Annotated in this window: 23 protein-coding genes; 7 read left to right on the top strand and 16 right to left on the bottom strand. The window is 42.3% G+C overall.

All coding sequences use genetic code 11. The annotated features are described in order from the left end of the window. Positions 1–67: 67 nt before the first annotated feature. On the bottom strand, positions 68–718 hold the full coding sequence (locus V7201_RS00910; protein WP_335374902.1) for a DedA family protein: 651 nt from the start codon (positions 716–718) through the stop codon (positions 68–70). A gap of 202 nt (positions 719–920) precedes the next feature. On the opposite strand from V7201_RS00910, the gene V7201_RS00905 reads away from it, so the two are divergent. Then, the gene (locus V7201_RS00905) at positions 921–1,280 is read left to right on the top strand and encodes a hypothetical protein (RefSeq protein WP_335374901.1); all 360 of its coding nucleotides are present in this window, start codon (positions 921–923) and stop codon (positions 1,278–1,280) included. A gap of 184 nt (positions 1,281–1,464) precedes the next feature. Here V7201_RS00905 and V7201_RS00900 read toward each other — a convergent pair whose 3' ends face one another. The 3 genes from V7201_RS00900 to V7201_RS00890 all read right to left on the bottom strand — a co-directional run bounded on the left by V7201_RS00900 (position 1,465) and on the right by V7201_RS00890 (position 4,415). Then, positions 1,465–2,061 (bottom strand): sulfite oxidase-like oxidoreductase, encoded by a 597-nt coding sequence (locus V7201_RS00900; RefSeq protein ID WP_335374900.1) that lies wholly within the window; start codon positions 2,059–2,061, stop codon positions 1,465–1,467. Between the two features lie 364 nt (positions 2,062–2,425). After that, the gene (locus V7201_RS00895; RefSeq protein WP_335374899.1) at positions 2,426–3,928 is read right to left on the bottom strand and encodes a leucyl aminopeptidase; all 1,503 of its coding nucleotides are present in this window, start codon (positions 3,926–3,928) and stop codon (positions 2,426–2,428) included. A 103-nt stretch (positions 3,929–4,031) separates the two neighbouring features. Continuing rightward, on the bottom strand, positions 4,032–4,415 hold the full coding sequence (locus V7201_RS00890; protein ID WP_335374898.1) for a DUF309 domain-containing protein: 384 nt from the start codon (positions 4,413–4,415) through the stop codon (positions 4,032–4,034). 239 nt (positions 4,416–4,654) lie between these two features. On the opposite strand from V7201_RS00890, the gene V7201_RS00885 reads away from it, so the two are divergent. Together V7201_RS00885 and V7201_RS00880 are read left to right on the top strand one after the other, a co-directional pair. Beyond that, positions 4,655–5,128, top strand: a complete 474-nt coding sequence (locus V7201_RS00885; protein ID WP_335374897.1) for a divergent PAP2 family protein — start codon at positions 4,655–4,657, stop codon at positions 5,126–5,128. A 44-nt stretch (positions 5,129–5,172) separates the two neighbouring features. Continuing rightward, positions 5,173–5,943, top strand: coding sequence for a cobalamin-binding protein (locus V7201_RS00880; protein WP_335374896.1), 771 nt, complete (start codon positions 5,173–5,175; stop codon positions 5,941–5,943). A gap of 45 nt (positions 5,944–5,988) precedes the next feature. On the opposite strand, the gene V7201_RS00875 is transcribed toward V7201_RS00880, so the two are convergent. The 5 genes from V7201_RS00875 to V7201_RS00855 all read right to left on the bottom strand — a co-directional run bounded on the left by V7201_RS00875 (position 5,989) and on the right by V7201_RS00855 (position 9,450). Continuing rightward, positions 5,989–6,699, bottom strand: coding sequence for a 3D domain-containing protein (locus tag V7201_RS00875; protein WP_335374895.1), 711 nt, complete (start codon positions 6,697–6,699; stop codon positions 5,989–5,991). Positions 6,700–6,936: 237 nt separating this feature from the next. Next, the gene (locus tag V7201_RS00870) at positions 6,937–7,257 is read right to left on the bottom strand and encodes a YuiB family protein (protein ID WP_335374894.1); all 321 of its coding nucleotides are present in this window, start codon (positions 7,255–7,257) and stop codon (positions 6,937–6,939) included. A gap of 122 nt (positions 7,258–7,379) precedes the next feature. Then, entirely contained in the window at positions 7,380–7,505 is a 126-nt protein-coding gene (locus V7201_RS00865; protein WP_335374893.1) for a YuiA family protein, read from the bottom strand. Between the two features lie 158 nt (positions 7,506–7,663). Next, complete coding sequence (locus V7201_RS00860) at positions 7,664–8,146, bottom strand: NUDIX hydrolase (RefSeq protein ID WP_335374892.1); 483 nt, start codon at positions 8,144–8,146, stop codon at positions 7,664–7,666. An 86-nt stretch (positions 8,147–8,232) separates the two neighbouring features. Next, a complete protein-coding gene (locus V7201_RS00855) occupies positions 8,233–9,450 on the bottom strand; it encodes an NAD(P)/FAD-dependent oxidoreductase (protein ID WP_335375096.1) in 1,218 nt (405 codons plus the stop codon). A gap of 375 nt (positions 9,451–9,825) precedes the next feature. Here V7201_RS00855 and V7201_RS00850 point away from each other — a divergent pair, with 375 nt between their 5' ends. Further along, positions 9,826–10,821, top strand: coding sequence for an NAD(P)/FAD-dependent oxidoreductase (locus tag V7201_RS00850; protein ID WP_335374891.1), 996 nt, complete (start codon positions 9,826–9,828; stop codon positions 10,819–10,821). 39 nt (positions 10,822–10,860) lie between these two features. Here the strand turns inward: V7201_RS00850 and V7201_RS00845 are convergent, their stop codons facing one another. Then, positions 10,861–11,223 carry a HesB/IscA family protein gene (locus V7201_RS00845; RefSeq protein ID WP_335374890.1) on the bottom strand — a complete coding sequence of 121 codons (363 nt, stop codon included), beginning with the start codon at positions 11,221–11,223 and terminating at the stop codon, positions 10,861–10,863. Between the two features lie 185 nt (positions 11,224–11,408). Between V7201_RS00845 and V7201_RS00840 the strand changes: the two genes are divergently transcribed. Next, entirely contained in the window at positions 11,409–12,095 is a 687-nt protein-coding gene (locus V7201_RS00840) for a DUF2225 domain-containing protein (protein WP_438824998.1), read from the top strand. 78 nt (positions 12,096–12,173) lie between these two features. On the opposite strand, the gene V7201_RS00835 is transcribed toward V7201_RS00840, so the two are convergent. Beyond that, the gene (locus V7201_RS00835; protein WP_335374888.1) at positions 12,174–12,413 is read right to left on the bottom strand and encodes a YuzB family protein; all 240 of its coding nucleotides are present in this window, start codon (positions 12,411–12,413) and stop codon (positions 12,174–12,176) included. A gap of 245 nt (positions 12,414–12,658) precedes the next feature. Here V7201_RS00835 and V7201_RS00830 point away from each other — a divergent pair, with 245 nt between their 5' ends. Continuing rightward, the gene (locus V7201_RS00830) at positions 12,659–13,726 is read left to right on the top strand and encodes an NAD(P)/FAD-dependent oxidoreductase (RefSeq protein ID WP_335374887.1); all 1,068 of its coding nucleotides are present in this window, start codon (positions 12,659–12,661) and stop codon (positions 13,724–13,726) included. A gap of 279 nt (positions 13,727–14,005) precedes the next feature. Here the strand turns inward: V7201_RS00830 and V7201_RS00825 are convergent, their stop codons facing one another. Beyond that, complete coding sequence (locus tag V7201_RS00825; protein ID WP_335374886.1) at positions 14,006–14,332, bottom strand: YuzD family protein; 327 nt, start codon at positions 14,330–14,332, stop codon at positions 14,006–14,008. Positions 14,333–14,484: 152 nt separating this feature from the next. Here V7201_RS00825 and V7201_RS00820 point away from each other — a divergent pair, with 152 nt between their 5' ends. Continuing rightward, positions 14,485–14,721, top strand: coding sequence for a NifU family protein (locus tag V7201_RS00820; RefSeq protein ID WP_023626615.1), 237 nt, complete (start codon positions 14,485–14,487; stop codon positions 14,719–14,721). Between the two features lie 52 nt (positions 14,722–14,773). Here the strand turns inward: V7201_RS00820 and thrB are convergent, their stop codons facing one another. The 4 genes from thrB to V7201_RS00800 form a co-directional block, all read right to left on the bottom strand. Continuing rightward, the gene (thrB, locus tag V7201_RS00815) at positions 14,774–15,709 is read right to left on the bottom strand and encodes a homoserine kinase (RefSeq protein ID WP_335374885.1); all 936 of its coding nucleotides are present in this window, start codon (positions 15,707–15,709) and stop codon (positions 14,774–14,776) included. Continuing rightward, positions 15,706–16,767: a threonine synthase gene (gene thrC / locus V7201_RS00810; RefSeq protein ID WP_335374884.1), complete on the bottom strand. Its 1,062-nt coding sequence runs from the start codon at positions 16,765–16,767 to the stop codon at positions 15,706–15,708. The genes thrB and thrC overlap by 4 nt, the downstream gene beginning before the upstream one ends. After that, complete coding sequence (locus tag V7201_RS00805; RefSeq protein ID WP_335374883.1) at positions 16,764–18,062, bottom strand: homoserine dehydrogenase; 1,299 nt, start codon at positions 18,060–18,062, stop codon at positions 16,764–16,766. The genes thrC and V7201_RS00805 overlap by 4 nt, the downstream gene beginning before the upstream one ends. Positions 18,063–18,355: 293 nt before the next feature. Then, positions 18,356–19,333, bottom strand: a complete 978-nt coding sequence (locus V7201_RS00800; RefSeq protein WP_335374882.1) for a 2-hydroxyacid dehydrogenase — start codon at positions 19,331–19,333, stop codon at positions 18,356–18,358. Positions 19,334–19,402 lie beyond the last annotated feature (69 nt).

Below are 19,402 nucleotides of genomic sequence, written 5' to 3'. Positions count from 1 at the left end.
GGCGCTGGAGCTGGACAATAAGAAAAGCGCAAGCGCCTTGAAGTGAATTATGTAAGAGGAAAGGCGGCTATTTATGCTGCCTTTCCTGATAAATGGCGCTTTCCGTTCCAAGAGCACTCTCTATTCCTTCGTTCTTCACCTTTTTCTTTTTAAGAAAAATGATTCCAGCTGCTGCCGCTGCTACAATAATTGCGAGTATCCACATTTCTTTATTATATTTCATGATTGCATCCATTTTATCCCCGAATAAATATCCTATCATATAAACCGTTAATACCCAGATAAATGCACCACTATAAGCAAAAATAGCAAATGTCTTAAATGAAAGCCTGCTGAAGCCATAAAGCAATGGAACCAAATTTCTTGCACCCGGTACGAAGCAGCTAAGGAATAATGAAAATGCATGATATTTATCCATCATCTTCATCGAGGATTCGATTGTATCCGCAAACCGCTTCCTTTTTTCCAGGAAGCGCAATAGCCTTCTTCCTATTATCCTTCCCACCAGATAGATGCTTGTAAAAGCAGTCGAAATACCCAGATAGGAAACCAGGAATGCAAGGTATGGATCAAGGGAGCCCATGGAGGAAGCGAGTCCTACAGTCATCAGGAGGACTTCATTGGGTACTGGGATGATAAAAATGCCGAACCAAAGCCAAAAAAATAACCCCATATAGCCGTTCTCTTCAATAACATTGATCACCAGATCCAAATCCATACGGCACCATCCCATTCATTTAATTAAATTATAGAAGTATATATGTATTACATTTCTCTTTTCTTCATACATTCCCTCCTTTTTTAATTCTCAAGCGCTTTTAACTTTTTTTAGCATCATACCCACTGATCGAATTTCATAAATTGAAAGGGATGACAAAAAGGTTCCAACACTATCCTGATCAAAAAGAAAGGGGAAGCAAATGCATTATTTATTTTATTGTAATGCTGGACGAGATGAATCGAACGCCATTCCTGACTTCCGCCCCTATCCTGAAGTAAATACAGCCCTATTCAAGACTTCCGCTACAAAAGCAATCATGCTAATGGAGGATGCCAACCTGGTGATGAAGAAAATCACCTCTTCCTCCCCATTTTCAAATGACTTAATGGCTGCTGCCCAACAATCTAATCAGGCACAGGTTGAACACCTTGTCGATTCTGCCGGGATCAAGAAAAAGCCCAAAATAACCTATAATCCTGATGGAATAACAATGACCTTTCAAGATAATGTCGGGAACCGGGAATGCTGCCACATCATCCTGAAGTTAAGATGGGAATGACAAGAAATTCAACACTTCAGCTTATTTTTGAAAAAGAGAAATCCGCCTCTTCAAGCTGGAAGCTTAGTTTTTAACACCTTTTTTTGAATAACAAAGAGCCGCCGTTATCCAGAACGGCGGCAAGGATTATACAAGGGGTTTTGTTACTGATAAAATCACTTTCCAAAATGAATAACCCTATAAACTAGTCCCAGGATAGGCGCTCCTCTTTCCAAGGATCCCCATACATATGGTAGCCGTTTTTCTCCCAAAAGCCCGGCTTGTTTTCATTGGTGAATTCAATCCCTCTAAGCCATTTCGCGCTCTTCCAGAAATATAAGTGAGGGATTACAGCCCTTAATGGATAGCCATGCTCCGGGGTAAGCTGTTCCCCATTGTGGGTATGTGCAAGCAGACTTGTATCCATAACAAAATCCTCAATCGGCAAGTTTGTTGTCCACCCTTCCTCAGCATGCAAGATTACATATTTCGCACTGTCCTTAGGTTTTGCCAGCCTGACCAGTTCCTTTGTCGGGATGCCTTCCCAGACATTATCAAGCTTGGACCAGCCTGTGACGCAATGAATATCATTACCCGAGTTTTTTTGCGGAAGCTTCATTAGATCATCAAATGTGAGTACTGTTTCCTGAATCACATGTCCCCAAATCCTTAATGTCCAGCTATCAAGATTTTTATAGTTGGGGATATTCCCATAATGAAGCACGGGAAACGCAGTCGTGACATTTTGATTTGGCGGTACTCTGTCAGATGGAGCGGTTTTCCGCGGCTTACCAAAATACATGATGCTCACCTCATTTTTGGCTTTATCTTTTCACATGGCAACGCTTATTACTAGTTCAGTTGCTTTTTTTTACGTGTTGGGCCGGTTTTATTCCTTGTCGAAACAATTTTATTGCTTAGAAAAAGCTTTATTACTTGTACTATCCGTTTTATGACTAGTAAAATCGCATTTATTACTTGTTTCATCAGCTTTATTACTTGTTAAATCGCAATTATTACTTGTTGAATTCATTTTATCACTTGTTGATTTGGTGTTATAATTTGTTGGAATGAGTCCAACTAGTTAAATATATTTTTAGTTGTTGTCTGTGGTGCTAAATTCAAAAGACCCTAAAGCATCTGCCCCAGGGTCCTGATTCACAATCTTATTTGATTGGCTCGAATCTCTCAACAAGCAAGGCAAGTGTACGCGCCATGACTCCGGTTGCGCCTGCTGGACCCAGGTCGTGATCTTTGCCAGTTGTTGCTGTTCCGGCAATATCAAGGTGTACCCATGGAGTGCCTTCAGCGAATTCACCGACAAATGCGCCGCCCATGATCATATGGCCTTCGGCACCAGGAGAATTGTTAAGGTCAGCGATTTTGCTGCTCCTGACTCTCTCCAGGTCTCTTTCGAATATCGGCAGACGCCAGATTGGCTCACCTGCTTCATATGAAGCTTCGAGAACTTGTTCAAACAAAGCTTCATTGTTCGTCAGCGCACCTGAGGTATGGAGTCCTAAAGCAGTTATAACTCCTCCTGTCAGTGTGGCGATGTCGACAAGATAGTTCGCACCATGATGCTTTGCATATGTCATTGCATCTGCAAGTACAAGACGTCCTTCTGCATCGGTGTTCAATACCTCGATCGTCTTCCCGCTCATGGATGTAATGACATCATCCGGCTTGAATGCTGTTCCGCTGATCATATTGTCTGTTGATGGAATGACTGCAACAACGTTCTGTTCAGGCTTTAACTCACCGATGATCTCCATTGCCCCAAGGACTGCTGCAGCGCCGCCCATATCCGATTTCATACCGACAATTCCTGCCTTAGTCTTAATTGAGTACCCGCCTGTGTCAAAGGTGATTCCCTTTCCGACTAATCCGATTACGTCTGTCCATTCTTCTTTCCCCTGGTACTTGAGGACAATCATCTTTGGCGGTTCAGTAGATCCCTGATTAACAGCGAGCAGAGCGCCCATGCCGAGCTTTTCCATTTCTTCTTTTTCTAAAATCTCTGCTTCAAACTCATATTTCTCAGCAAGTTTTTTGGCATATTCAGCCATGTCTGACGCAGTCAGAAGATTGCCTGGTGTATTAACAAGAGTACGTGCTGAGTTCGTTGCCTTACCAAACGCGTACCCAACCTCAAGAGCGGCTTCAACCTCTCCCTCTTCATCCGTACTGTATACCGTCAAGTTCTCAATTCGCTTTTCAGGCTCGTTTGATTTCTGCTTGTAGCCTTCAAATTGGTAAGTCGCCATCGCCAATGCTTCACTTAATGCGTGGGCTGCATCGTTAAGTTCAACAGCATCAGATGTAAAAGTATCCAGCAACACAGCTGCTTCCGTCCACTTTTCTGTTTTGGATGTCTTGAATAAGCGTCCAAACGCTTCTCTCAATGTTTCAAAATCCAGCTCTTTTTCATGTCCAAGACCGACAAAGTATAGCTTTTTAGCACCTGTTTTACCGAAAGTATGTATCTTCGAAACTGCTTTTTTTCTGGATGAAATCTCTCCGTCTTTCACAAGCTCAGTCAGCTGCCCATCAAAAAGCTGATCTGCTTCAGCTGTGACTCCTTCGAATCCCGACGGTTTATTAAATAAGCCGATTACCAGGCAGTCATGGCTATTCGTTAATTTAAATTCATTTTTCACGTTGAACAAATTGCTTCACCTCCGTATTTTATAGTTTTATTATAACGAAAACGCAAAAATATTTCGACTTCCTAATTGATGCTTACATTTAATTATAAAAAATAACGGCCAATTATTGAATATCTTCCAAATATAAATATAAAACTGGCAGCACTGGAAGTTTACTAACCTGTTCATAAGGAACCCTGTCTATATTTTGCGGGAAAATAGATAGACATGCTTCGATGAAAGGATAAATTTTTTCGAGGTCCATTCCCCAGTGAACAGGGCGGTAGGATTGTAAATAATCATGGGCAGCCTGCATCATCAGGCGGGCACCTTTTACATTCCCGTAACTATAATGGTAAATCGCCACACTCATTTGCAGCAGGCCTTTTAAAAAATAGTTTCCTTTGTCCGTCATCCACATATCTTCAAGCAAGTCATGGCAGGTATAGTAGTCCCCTTCGTTGAACTTAATAAAGAACTCGTAGTATTCTGCCGGGTATTCTGTCAAAATCCTCACCCCAATTCAAGCGGTTAAAACTATATTATCAAAACTATGGTATGACTGTAATGAATCAAACTTTCTTGGGTATTACTTAATAAAGGCACTTTTTAAAATTATTCAAGAAACCCAGTCTCCGAGGACAGTTCGGGAGCCGCCTAGATCGGCTTTTTTCCGCAGGCGATGAAAAAGCATCCTCGAACACCTCAAGCATACTCTAAAAAAGAAACTGAATAGGGGGTAAAGATATGGATTTATTAACAAATTTCCCTTTGTGGGCTTCACTTGCGGCTATTTTTTTCGCGCAGTTTATAAAGGTACCGATCCAATATATTGCGACAAGAAGGCTTGACTGGTCATTGTTGACAAGTACTGGGGGAATGCCAAGCTCACATTCAGCAGCGGTGACAGCACTATCTACCGGTGTTGCCCTCGAAACAGGTATGGATTCGGCCGTTTTCGCCGTTTCAGCCGTATTTGCGATCATCACGATGTTTGATGCATCGGGCGTCCGCAGGCAGGCTGGCGAGCAAGCGATTGTACTGAACCAGCTTGTTTCGGATTTCTCAAGATTTGCAGAAGAGGCAAAGGGCTGGCAGAATAAGCCGGAAAAAGAAAAACAAAAGGAATTAAAAGAATTGCTAGGCCACAAACCAATCGAAGTATTTTTCGGAGGATTAAGCGGGATCGCATTGGCCCTGTTGCTCCATTACCTATTATAATAAATATGACAGACAATCCCTTTCACAAGAGGCAGGTGAACACATTGAGAGTTATTTCGTTAGCCCCGAGCAACACTGAAATCATCGAATTTCTAGGTTTAACTGAACTGCTGGTCGGAGTAGATGATTTTTCCGATTGGCCTAAATCGATAAAAACACTCCCAAAACTGGGACCCGACTTGTCAATTGACCTTGACCTGGTGGAGGAATTGAAGCCAGACCTTGTTCTAGCTTCACTCAGTGTCCCGGGAATGGAAAAAAATATTGATGGCTTAAAAGCCCGCGGCATTCCTCATATCATTTTGAACCCGCAATCCCTTCAAGATATAGAAAATGACTTACATTTAACTGCAAATGCCTTAAACATGCCTGAACGAGGTAATGAAGCGGCTCAACATTTCCGGAGCAGGCTTGACGCGATCAAGCAAAAAGGCGCAAATACAACCTCTAAGCCAAAGCTATATTGGGAATGGTGGCCAAAACCTGTTTTCACACCTGGCAGGGTTAATTGGCTGACAGAACTATCAGAAGCTGCAGGGGCTGTAAACATTTTTCAAGATGTCGAACTGGCAAGTGTCCAAACAGACTGGGATGATGTCAGGTCACGTAAGCCGGATTACATTTGCATAGCATGGGTAGGTGTCAGAAGACAAAAGGTGAAAAAAGAATTAATCACCGGACGCCCGGGCTGGAATGAGATGGATGCAGTCAAACAGGATCGCATCCTGATTCTCGAGGAAGAACTTTATTGCCGCCCTTCCCCAAGACTGCTCGATGGCCTTGAAAAATTGCATCGCCTGATCCATGATATATAAAACAATAAAAAGGCAAACTCCGTCTGGAATTTGCCTTATCTTTTATCAGGATTTCTTGCCGCCGATATATTGCTGGCGAAATACCTGCATCGATTCATTTTCATTTAGCGCTTTCAGGTCATCTTCAGTCAATTTCCCATCGCCTATTTCAATCACATAGACATCCAGCGTCTTTTTACCCCACTGTTCATATACATCACTTACAGTGTCATAATAAAGATCAACCTTATTACCTTTAATGGCACCGCCCTTATCTGCGACAACCCCAAACCCATATCCCGGAATAAAAAGAATCGTTCCTATCGGGAATACGTTTAAATCGGCTGCGACGGTGGAATATAAATCACGTTTTACTTTTACACCTGAGTATGTAATTCCATATTCCGGATGACCAGGGTTTTTACCGGTGGATTCAATTCCTGCTGTATAACCTGTAGCTATAATTTTCTTTTTAGGATATTGGGACCAGTTAAGCGATTGTTCAAGTGTTGGCGGTGTACCCGTGACTTTTTCACTTGATGAAATCTTGGTCTTGAAATCTGAAATCTTTTTCAAAAACTTAAAAGCTAGTCCAACAGATTTCTTACTATGTTCAAATTGTGTCGTATCATCTTGGTGTGTTCCTTCGTTGTCAAATATGTATGTAGCAAATGTTGCAGCTTCTACGCCTGAAATCGAATGGAACGTTGATGTTATGGCAGCAAAAAATAAAACCGCCATCGCTGAGCGTCTGGCCCATATTTTTAAAATATTCATATAATTTTTCACTCCTCCCAAATCTATTAATTTCCCATCGCAACAAGAAATATTCCAAAAGGAGCAAAAAAGTGTCAAAATACCTATTTACACTTCCAGTAAAAGTAAAATGACACTTTGAACTTTAAGATAGTTTTCTTCCTTTCCTATTTTTTATGTACAAAAAAACCCTCACAAAGGTGAAGGTTTTTGTTTTGATTTTTAGATTTTTAGCAAAAGGGCTTGAAACAATCTTTCTTAAAACATTTGGTACCCTTTTTTCCTCAGAAGCCTGATGACGATTCCAGCAAGGATCGCTCCGGCCAATCCACTGCTTAAAATCAGGATATCTGCCATAGCCAGGCCGGAAACTCTCTGCCCAAGGTCCGTAAAAGCTTTTCCGCTATTTGTGAAATACTCGATAAACCGGACCTGATCAATAATAAATATGGCGATTAAAGGATAGATAACAGCCATGATCCAAGACATTCGTAGTAACATATTTAACAAGAAACCAATTCCAAAAAACAATACAAAAAACAATAACATCGAAATGATGAGTGTTACTATTGTTAACATCTAAATCCCCCCATTACACATCATTTCTAGTTTACTGTTTGTCCTATTTCGAGTCAATGAAATGCTAAGTGTGAAAAAAAAGAAAAAAACCCCGCATTTGCGAAGGTCCAAGATGCACTGCCTTATTTTTTTGATTTACCTGAGCCGCTGCAGCAAGAACATGTTTCAGAACCGCCGAGCAGTAATTGGAAATATCCTTTACCTGAGCAATATGGACATTCTTTTGAGTCATGTGTATGCATTTTCATTTGTTTATCTCCCCTTTTTATATTATTGAATTTTCTGATAATATATCAGACATTCAATGTACTTGAAAAGGTTCAAAAATGACCAAAATAGTAGATTGAAAACGGATACATCATCGTTTTTCTTTAAATATCTGTCACTTCCTTTAAATTTCAGAAAATTATAAAAATAACTTATAATCCGTATAATGAAACTGCGGTCCAGGGTCTATCCCCTCAACTTCTTGTTTTGCTTTAAACTTTTGCACGCTTAACAAATATTTCAGTAAGACCGACGTTTCAGGATCATCTTCAAGTATTTGAGGAGTTAAATACTTTGCTTCAAATAATTCACTTTCCTGGGCAACGACCTTTTGTTCTGACAATGGATTAAGGAGGAAGATGAGCATATTATCGCTGATTGAGTCCCTGATGACTCCTGTCCTTACACCAAGTAAGCCTTCGACATTACATTCAATTCCCGTTTCTTCGAGGACTTCTCTAACAACCGCTTGATCTGCGGTTTCACCTTCATCTACGAACCCCGCTGGGAGAGACCAGCTCCCTTTCAGACCGCCATATCGTTTTTTTACCACTAACCAGCTTCCATCATTACGAACCACAAGTCCCGCTACCCCAAGCCAGACATTCTCACGTTTTCCCATAAATTAATCGCCGTCCATTCATTTAATTTCTTTATTTTACACAAAAAAACAGGCCTCATAAAGAAGCCTGTTCCATGTATGTGTTATTAAAGGATATTAAACTTTCCTTTTTTAAGGACTAATGATGGTCCGCCGATCATGTAAAGTGAACGGTTGTCGATTACTTTCTTCATGATCGAAGCCTTTGTGCCGACCATTTTCTTGCCAAAAGCTACGCCAATTGCATCGTCTTCACCAAGTGAACATACTGTACCTTTGATGTCAGGAGTAAATGTTTCTAACTCTGATTTCCCACGAACAAGTGCAGCGATATTTCTAGCACATACCTCACCTTGCTGCATCGCAATCTGTGCAGTTGGAGGGTATGGACGATTAATTTCTTCATTGATGATCAACGAGCAATCACCGACGATGAAGACATTCTCTGAGCCAGGAATTCTCAGGTCAGGCTGGACCTTCACACGGCCGCGCATTGCTTCGATTCCTGATTTTTCAATGACAGAGCTTCCACGTACACCAGCAGCCCAAACTACGGTTCCAGCTTTGATTTCTTCGACTTCTTCTTCGCCTTTTGCAACGATGATGCCCTCTGGAGTTGCTTCTTTGATTGCCGTTCCGATACGGAACTCTACGCCTTTTTTCTCAAGCTGAGAAACAGCATAGTTAACAAGCTCAGGGTCGAATCCTGGAAGAACCATTGGTGCTGCTTCAACACACACGATTTTCACTTTATGGAAATCAACATCGTATTCACGGCATAGCTCAGGAACACGGTTTGTCAATTCACCAAGGAATTCGATTCCTGTGAATCCAGCGCCGCCGACTACGATTGTCAAACGCTCGTCTTTTTTCACTGCTTCAGTATTGTAAGTAGCGAATTGATATTCAATGTGTTCACGAATCTGTCTTGCTGCGTTCACATTAACGATAGAGAAAGCATACTCCTTCAAGCCTTTAATACCGAAAGTTTCAGATTCAGCACCTAGGGCAATGACAAGATAATCGTAAATGATATCGCCGTTTTCAAGGATTACACGCTTTTCATCCATTTTAATTTCTTCTACTGTGCTCTGGATGAATTCAACCTTGTGACGGTCAATCACATCACGAATGTCGTACCTGACTCTGTCATGATGCAAAGTTCCTGCTGAAGCCTCATGCAGCCAAGTAGTTTCATAATGGTAATCATTTTTATTTACTAAGACGATATCTGCTTCATTTACTCCAACAGCTTTTTGCAAACGGGTAGCTGTCATTAATCCCCCGTATCCTGCTCCTAAAATTACGATCTTTGGCTTTCTCAAAGTGATCACTTCCACCTTTTTAATATATTTTTGGGCGAATGGCTCATCTCTATTTGCTGCCATTTTTTTCACGAATAAGTTTGTGATATTATTCACTAAAAAGTTCAAAAAAATGTCCTGAAAATGTCACAAAATCTTAACATTCTCGTCTACAATACATGATATTCTTTTTACCTCGCATTTTCAAGCTATAAACTAAACTTGGAAATATTCAGAAAATAGACCTTTTTCCCTATTTTTTAATGTAAAATGATGATTTTTTCTAAAATATATTGTTCCTAATTGAATCTTCTATTATGATAATGAGTTTTAATTTTCTATTTATGGTATTATAAAAATTGGAGCAATTTTACTACATAGTGAGGGGGATATGGAGTGAAAGAAGATCAAAAAGTTTATGACATCACGATTATTGGCGGGGGGCCAGCTGGTCTATTCACTGCTTTCTACGGCGGAATGAGACAAGCATCTGTTAAGATTATTGAAAGTTTGCCACAATTAGGCGGGCAATTATCAGCACTGTATCCAGAGAAATACATATATGATGTTGCCGGTTTTCCAAAAGTCCGTGCTCAGGAACTGATTGATAACCTGAAGGAGCAAATGGCAAAATTTGAGCCAGCTACTGCTTTGGAACAATCAGTCGAAAAGCTTGAAAAGCTGGAAGATGGCTCATTTAAATTAACGACTGACAAAGAAATACATTATACGAAGACTGTGATCATCACAGCCGGAAATGGTGCTTTCCAGCCTCGCAGACTTGAACTCGAAAGCGCTGCACAATATGAAGGCAAGAACCTGCACTATTTTATCGATGATTTGAATCAATTCGCTGGCCAAAAAGTGGCTGTATTAGGCGGAGGAGATTCAGCAGTAGACTGGGCATTGATGTTAGAGCCAATCGCTGAACAGGTGACAATTGTACACCGCAGGGACAAATTCCGTGCTCATGAACATAGTGTCGAAAATCTTCAAAACTCTAAGGTGGATATCAAGACACCTTATATTCCTACCGAGCTTATTGGTGATAGAAATAAAATCAGCCAGATTGTTCTTCAGGATGCAAACGGTGAAGACACAGTAAATGTGGATGTTGATTCCGTAATCTGTAATTTCGGTTTCGTTTCTTCTCTTGGACCAATTAAAGAGTGGGGCCTAGAAATCGAAAAGAACTCCATCTTGGTTAACTCAAAAATGGAAACAAACATCCCGGGCATCTACGCTGCAGGCGACATTTGCACATACGAAGGAAAAGTGAAATTGATTGCGACTGGGTTTGGCGAAGCACCAACAGCTGTCAACAACGCAAAATCATTCATTGATCCAAAGGCAAAAACTCAGCCGCTTCATAGTTCATCGATGTTTAAATAATTCCACAAAAAAAGCAAGGTCCGCGGACCTCGCTTTTTTTTAGCATTCTTCTGGCGTACCTTCACGAGTCGCTGTCTTGAAGCTTGAACCGCATCCACATGATGCGATCGCATTCGGGTTATCGATCGTGAAACCGCCGCCCATCAATGATTGCTTATAGCTGATTTTCGTACCCATCAGGACAGGCGCGCTTTCCTTATCTACCAGGATACGAATGCCATGCTGTTCTAGTTGGGTGTCCCCTTCTTCCACTTCATGAGCAAAACCCATTCCGTATGAAAGACCGCTGCAGCCTCCGCCTTTAACAGACACACGCAAAAAAGCGTCCTCTGTTTCATTTTGTTTCATCATATCTTTAACCTGCAATGCAGCTTCTTCTGTAAGAATCACAATGTTTTCCATAATATGAAACCTCCTTGTTCCCTTTCTTATAGTATACTCAGTGTTTTTCCAATCCTCAACCAATCAATCTGAAAAAAGAATGATAGGGTTATTTTTACAAAATTTGTCCCCGTTCGCTCAGCTTAACTGGTATAATATACCTAAGTTCCATTAAAAAAATATAGGTAATTCGGCAGGTGATGGCGTTGGCACAGTTAGAACCGTTATATGATAAAAAGTATAAATGCACCATGTGTGAACAGCCTTTTGCGACCAAAAAGGTGCGTTCCCGATTTGTGAAAGTCCTCAGCTATGACACTGATTTCGCCCCCCTGTATGCTAAAGAATCCGTGAATCCTAATTTATACTATGTAAATGTCTGCCCAACTTGCGGCTTTTCTTTTACAGATGAATTCAGCCCTTATTTTCCGCCAGGCTCTGACAAAGTCATTTCCGATAAAATATGCAGCCAGTGGGTGCCCCATGACTTCAGCACGGAACGCACAATCAATGAAGGAATTAATACCTTCAAGCTCGGCGCTTATTGCTCAACACTAAAAAAAGAAAAGCATATTGTTACAGCAGGGCTATATATAAGGGTGGCGTGGCTTTACCGTGGACTGGCAAATGAACTACAAGAAATGCGCTTTCTGAAACTAGCTCTGTCTCAATACACTGAATCGTTCAGCACTGGTGACTATAGCGGGACGCAGGTATCCGAATTGAGGCTGATGTATTTGATTGCCGAACTTTCAAGGAGGACAGGCAACAGTCAGGATGCTGTCAGATTTTTCTCCAGGGTGATTGAGAAACAAAGACAGTCTGTCGAACCGCAAATCATCCAAATGGCAAAGGATCGATGGCAGGAGATGCGGGAAGAACAAAAAGTATAGTAAACGAATTGTTTTATAAGGAAAGACGAAAAAAATAAAAACAGGCTGGCATTGGAGTTTCATGCCAGCCTTTTTATATTAAAACATTGGGTTTTCGTCCAAATATTGATAGATATTTTCAACCAGTTCCTCTGGAGTTTCCCCTGTGACAGGGTCACCATTTACTAGCGCAAACATTGCCTGAGCACATTTTCCGCAGTAACCGAGGCAGCCATATTCAATCACGTCCAGATCCGGATCCCTCTCCAGCTCCTCCCTCGCTTTTTGCGCGCCGCTCGCGAGGTTGCTGATGCAAAATTCAATGATAGGTTTTATCATTTTTTTCACCTCTCTACTAATTTTTAATCGTACCTTTTTTATGAGAAAACGTCAATTTCTCTGGCTCAATCGTTCCATAAAATTGTTGTTATTTTGTCACAATTTCGTTATACTTTTTATGGTGTTTAATCGTAGCAGAAAAATATAGTAAAATAATTTAAAAATGTATCCGTTTTCGGGTTTTTAAAACGAGCTGGAAAAACTTCATTAACTGTCTTTTGAAGAGTTAAAAAGGGGAAATTCACATGAAAAATCTCGTTATACTTGGCGGAGGTTATGGCGGCATGCGTGTCCTGCAAAGATTGCTTCCGAATGACCTGCCAGAAGATGTCACTATCACATTGATTGACCGTGTACCTTACCATTGTTTAAAAACCGAATATTACGCTCTGGCTGCTGGTACGATTTCCGATCAGCATATCAGAGTAGCGTTCCCTGAGCATCCCCGCCTTAAGGTGAAATATGCGGAAGTCACTGCTATCAACGTTGAGGGTAAAAAGGTTGAACTCAAGAATGGCGAGGCTGTTGATTTTGACGATTTAATCATTGGCTTAGGCTGTGAGGATAAATATCACAATGTACCAGGTGCGGATATTTTCACATACAGCATCCAATCAATTGAAAAGTCACGCTCTACCTACCAGGCGCTCAATAATTTGCCAGCAGATTCAACAGTCGCAATTGTCGGTGCAGGATTAAGCGGAGTTGAGCTTGCCAGTGAATTAAGCGAAAGCCGCAAAGACTTGAAAATCAAGCTCTTTGACCGCGGAAACCACATACTATCAGCGTTCTCTGAAAGACTGAGCACTTACGTGGAAAACTGGTTTGATAATCACAATGTTGAGATTATCAACAATGCGAATATCACTGAAGTACAAGAAAATGTTTTATACAACCATGATGAACCGATTGTCTGCGATGCAATTGTTTGGACTGCCGGCATTCAGGCTAACAGGCTTGTCAGGGAAATGAATGTTGAAAAAGACGGGATGGGCAGAGCCCTTCTGACTCCTCAGCACAATATCCCAGGCAATGAACATATCTATGTCGTCGGAGATTGCGCGAGCTTGCCTCACGCTCCTAGCGCACAGCTGGCGGAAGGCCAGGCAGAGCAAATCGTCCAGGTTCTTCAGAAACGCTGGAAAGGCGAACAGCCGCCCGAATCTTTCCCAGTGATTAAGCTGAAAGGTGTCATAGGCTCCCTTGGAAAGAAACACGGCTTTGGACTCGTTGCAGAACGTCCGATCACAGGACGCGTCGCACGATTGCTGAAGTCAGGCATTCTGTGGATGTACAAGTATCATAATGGATGATTTTTGATGGAACCCGGGCACTTGTGTCCGGGTTTTCATTTTGAAAACTGGAAAATATCATACGTTTTTTCCAGTTCACCAAATTAATTGGAACTTCTCCAGATATTTAGGATTTTCGCCAATAAAATTGTGAAGTTCACAAATTTAATAAAACCTCGTCACTAAATTTATAGACTCCCCCAATCAAATTACCGAATCCAATCAATTAAAATAAATTTTTCATAATATGATAAGTAAAAGCATATAAAAAAAGCACTCCTTGTGGAATGCTTATCTCTTCTATGCCGAAACATACCCAAATTTCTCGAGCTCAGAATAAATTGTCTTCAATTTTGGGTTCCCTTCACCGACAATCTTGCCTTCAAGCAGGACGACAGGGTAAAACATATCCTCTTCAATCACTCTTTCGGCAAATTCTTTCTTGTCTGGCTCTGCTGGAGGATTGTATATATCAACATAAGTGATTTTAAATGGCTGATCGGTATATTTGCGGCTGATGGCAGCTTCAAGCCACTCGTATGTCTCTTTTGATGATGGCATGTTGACGCAGCTCGGGCACAGTACTGCCGCACCATAAACGACAATTTCGACCTGTTTTTGCTCCATTATCAATTACCCCCTGTTATTTTCTTTTATTTTACTATAGGATGGTATGGTTGCATAAGGAAAAAACTGTTGTTTAGTGGATTTTCAGTTTATTCAATAGATTTTTCTGGCTGATGTGATTATAATAAGTATTATGAAAGGAGTCGATTTGCATGACTGAACAACAAATGTTTGAGCAAGTACAGGAAGTATTAGATAAATTGCGCCCATTCCTTCTTCGTGATGGAGGAGACTGTGAATTAGTTGACGTTGAGGACGGCATTGTAAAACTTCGCCTGCTTGGTGCATGCGGCAGCTGCCCGAGCTCCACTATCACACTTAAAGCTGGAATTGAACGCGCACTTCTAGAAGAAGTACCTGGTGTTGTAGAGGTTGAACAGGTATTCTAATAACCATAAATACAAAGCGGTTTTGCCTATGCCGGCAAAACCGTTTTTTTTGTTATTTATTAAAAGAAACCTGACACCCGCCCTTATCAATCTTAAGCCGGTGAATCTCAAATCCTGAAAGATTATTTTGCAGAGACTTAGCTAGCGCAGCACCCTTCCCAGGTTCAGCGAGGCAGAGCAGCGAAGGCCCAGCACCGCTTAACGCAACACCAAACGCTCCAGACTCAGCCGCTTTTTCCTGCACTTCCTCATAAAATGGGACGAGATTTTTCCTATATGGCTGATGGAACAGGTCAGCTGTCATCATTTTTCCGGCTAGCTCCCATTGCTGAGTCAGCAAGGCCGCAAGCAGCTGGTTTGAAATCGCACTTGCCTGCACTGCACGTTTAAATTCAACCACTTCTGGCAGCACATCGCGTGATTCTTCGGTAAGCAGTTCTTGTTGAGGAACAACGAGAACTGGATCAAAATCAATGGCATCCAATCTAGTGAGGTTCACTTCATCGCCAGCCTCGCTGCCAACAACAAACCCGCCAAACAGGCAAGCACCTGCATTATCGGGGTGTCCTTCCATCTTTGTCGCAATCCGCAATTTCTCCTGGCGGCTCAGCTGCAGACTGCAAAACAAATCTGCCAGCTCAATACCCGCCACAATCGCTGCTGCACTAGAACCCAGGCCTCTCGCAAGCGGAATATCACTTTTAACCGAAACCTTCATTGCAGGCATTTCCTGCTTGTACATCCTGGCGGTATTGATCGCAACCTGCGAAATAAAATTTTGTTCGTCTTTGGGAAAATCTTTTAAAGCCATCGATAACGCTGTAATTTCCCAGCTGTCACTTCTCTCTGCCTGTAAAACCAAATACAAGCTCAATGCGACACCAACTGAATCAAAGCCTGGGCCAAGGTTAGCTGAGCTTGCAGGCACTTTTACCGTAACAGCTTGCTTTTTAAAAGAGGAGATACTTTCTCCAGCTGTTGCCTTCATTGACGGACAACTCCCCTGATATGCTCGCTGACGAGTTGTTCATCATTAGGCAGTACCACTGGTGAAATCAAGCGGATATCGATGGCAGTTGCAGGGTCCTTTAATCCATTGCCGGTCAAAACAGCCACGATTCTGGAGCCCTGAGGAATCTCTCCACGCTGTAAAAGCTTATGAATGCCAGCAAGTGACGCGCAAGAGGCCGGCTCGGCAAAGATCCCTTCTGCAGAAGCTAGTTTACTGTATGCCTGCAGAATCTCTTCATCGGTAACGAAATCAATTTCTCCATTCGAATCCTGCTTCGCATTGACTGCTAAATCCCAGCTCGCTGGATTGCCAATCCGGATTGCCGTCGCAATGGTTTCAGGCTGGTCAATTGGACTGCCCTGGACGATTGCCGCTGCACCCTCCGCTTCAAATCCAAACATACGAGGAAGGCCAGTGCCCTTCATAGAATGATATTCTTTGAATCCCTTCCAATACGCACTGATATTCCCCGCGTTGCCAACAGGGATTGCCAGAATTTCTGGTGCCTCCCCAAGCTGGTCGCAGATTTCAAACGCAGCTGTTTTCTGTCCATCTAGACGATATGGATTCACCGAATTCACAAGAGTGACTGGTTCTGTTGCGCTGATGGCTCTCACCATCCTTAATGCTTCATCAAAATTCCCCTCAATCGAAATGATGTTTGCGCCATACATCACTGCCTGGGCAAGCTTCCCCATGGCAATTTTACCTTCGGGAATGACAATGATGCACCGCAAGCCTGCTCTAGCTGCATAAGCAGCAGCAGAGGCAGATGTATTTCCCGTGGATGCGCAAATGACGGTCCCGCTGCCTTCCTCTTTTGCTTTGGCGACCGCCATAACCATCCCACGATCTTTAAAAGAACCCGTTGGATTGGCTCCCTCTACTTTTGCGAACAGGTCAACCCCCCACTCCTCTGAGAGCCGATCCAGCCTGATTAATGGTGTATTTCCTTCATTTAGCGTAAGTATTGGCGTATTCTCATTGACGGGCAGGAACTTTTTGTATTCACTCAACAGGCCGCGCCACCTCATGCACTGACACTCCCCTCGACTCTGTAGGAACTTTTGATTTCTTTTACAACAGGAAGATCACGAAGCTGCATTAAAATATCTTCATAGTTTCTTAGGGAAGCATTGTGTGTTACCACAACAATTTCAGCTAGTTCTTCTTCTTTTAAAGGCATCTGGAGAATCTTCTCAAAGCTTACATTATAGTTGGAAAAGAGCGATGTAATTTCCGCGAATACACCAACCTCATCATGTACATGCAGACGGAGGAAATACTTTGAATGCACTTCGCCATCGTCTTTCAGCTGCTTTTGATATTGCGGTGTTACGGAAGAGCATCCATTGACGCCTAAGCGCATGTTCTTGATCACTCCAACAAGGTCGGAAACAACAGCCGTCGCTGTTGGCAGACTTCCTGCACCAGGACCGTAGAACATCGTTTCACCTACTGCCTCGCCATAAACATAGACAGCATTGTATTCATTATGGACAGAAGCTAGCGGGTGTGAATTTGGCAAGAGAGCTGGCTGGACACTTACCTCAACCTTATCATCCTCGCGATGGGCAATCCCCAGCAGCTTCATTGTGTAACCAAGCTGCTTGCCATATTGAAGGTCTTCTTCAGTTATCTCAGTAATCCCTTTAAACTTGACGTCATCAAGGTCAATTTTCATTGAAAATCCTAACGATGCCATGATCGCCATCTTCCTCGCTGCATCCAGGCCCTCTACGTCTGAAGCTGGATTTGCTTCTGCATATCCAAGCCTTTGGGCTTCTTTTAACACCGATTCATAAGCTAGACCTTCCTGGCTCATCTTGGTTAAAATATAGTTAGTCGTACCATTAACGATTCCCATCATCTTTGTAATCCTGTCTGATGCAAGGCCTTCTGCAAGGCTCCTTAAAATGGGAATACCCCCAGCAACACTCGCTTCAAAAAACAGGTCACACCCGTTTTCATGCGCAGCCGTCAATAGCTCTGATCCATAAACGGCCATTAAGTCTTTATTCGCTGTCACAACATTTTTTTTCATTTTTAATGCCTCAAGTAAATGTTCACGCGTATTTTCGATGCCGCCCATTACCTCTATCACGACATCAATTTCCGGGTCATCGATAATGTCAGCTGGATTCACCGTCAAGAGAGAAGAATCGACCTTCACTGTTCTTTCCTTCACAGGATCCTGTACAAGGATTTTTTTCACCTTCACCGGACAGCCGACCTGGTGCATCAGCTTATCCTGATGGTTTTCAATAATTTTCACTACCCCCGAGCCAACTGTGCCTAATCCTAGAAGTCCAATTGAGATTACCTGCATACTTTCTTCCCCTCTCTACTGTCCACTATAAAAGAACAAGTGTTTATATATAGTAGACATTATAATTTTCTTAATCTTCTTTTACAAGGAGTTTTTAAAGAGGCATTTACATGTAAACGCTTAATCATATGAGGCTCTAGGCAGAAAAATTTTGAATTTTTCAAATAGAAAAGCGCAAGCGCCTTGGTCAGCCCCGACAATCGCTGGAACTGGACAATTTTCGAAGTGAATTTTATACTTTCTTATCAAAGAAAAAGAGCCTTCCCTGTTTAAAAGGGAAAGCTCTTTTGCTCTTAATGAAGCACTTCTTTATTGACAATCGTCTTTGGTCTGTCTCCAGATAACACTGCGTTAACATTTGAGCAGCAAAGCTTGATCATCGCTGTTCTGGTTTCGGTACTCGCGCTGCCTATATGGGGCAGCGCAACGACGTTTGGAAGCTTCAGCAGCTGATGATCCGCAGAAATCGGTTCCTTCACGAAAACATCGAGACCGGCTGCTGCAATCTCACCATTAACAAGCGCTTCATACAATGCCTGCTCGTCCACAACCGGACCGCGCCCTGCATTGATAAAAATGGCGCTTTTTTTCATTTTAGTAAAAACATCTGCTGTAAATAAATTTCTTGTTTCCGCAGTAAGCGGTGCCAGGGATACAACATAATCCGCCTTAGAGACAAGTTCTTCAAATGAACTGTACTCTGCACCGAATTCCATTTCAGCATCCATTTTTCTGGAGCGGTTATGGTACAGAATATCCATGCCAAACCCTTTTGCCCTGCGAGCTACAGCCTCGCCGATTTTTCCCATGCCGACAATCCCGATTGTCTTTGAGTAGATATCATGTCCGGCAAGCAGATAGGGACTCCAGCTCGCCCACTTCCCAGCCTTCACATACTCGGCAGCTTCCACAACTCGTCTTGCAGTGGCCATCAGTAAAGCAAAAGTCAGGTCCGCAGTTGTTTCTGTTAAAACATCCGGTGTATTGCTGACGCAGATTCCGCGCTTTGTCGCTGTCTCCAGATCGATATTATCGTAGCCTACTGCCAGATTGGCGACAATTTTAAGATGATCCCCACCTGTAAGCAGTTCTGCGTCCACTTTATCAGAAAGCATCGTAATCAAGGCGCTGGCCTTTTTTGCTTCCTCTAATAAAACTTCTCTAGGTACAGGGATATCTTCATGATCCCACATTTTCACGTCAAAATGATCGGTCATTTCAGTAATCGTTTCTTCCGGAAGTTTTCTGGTGATATACACATATGGTTTCATGAACAGTCTCCTTCATGTAAGCGATTAATATAATAGAATAACTTTATTCTACCACATATCGCTCCCATT

Source organism: Bacillus sp. JJ1122, from assembly GCF_036964885.1.
Classification (GTDB): Bacteria; Bacillota; Bacilli; order Bacillales; family Cytobacillaceae; genus Mesobacillus.
This window is presented reverse-complemented; position numbering and strand designations above follow the sequence as displayed.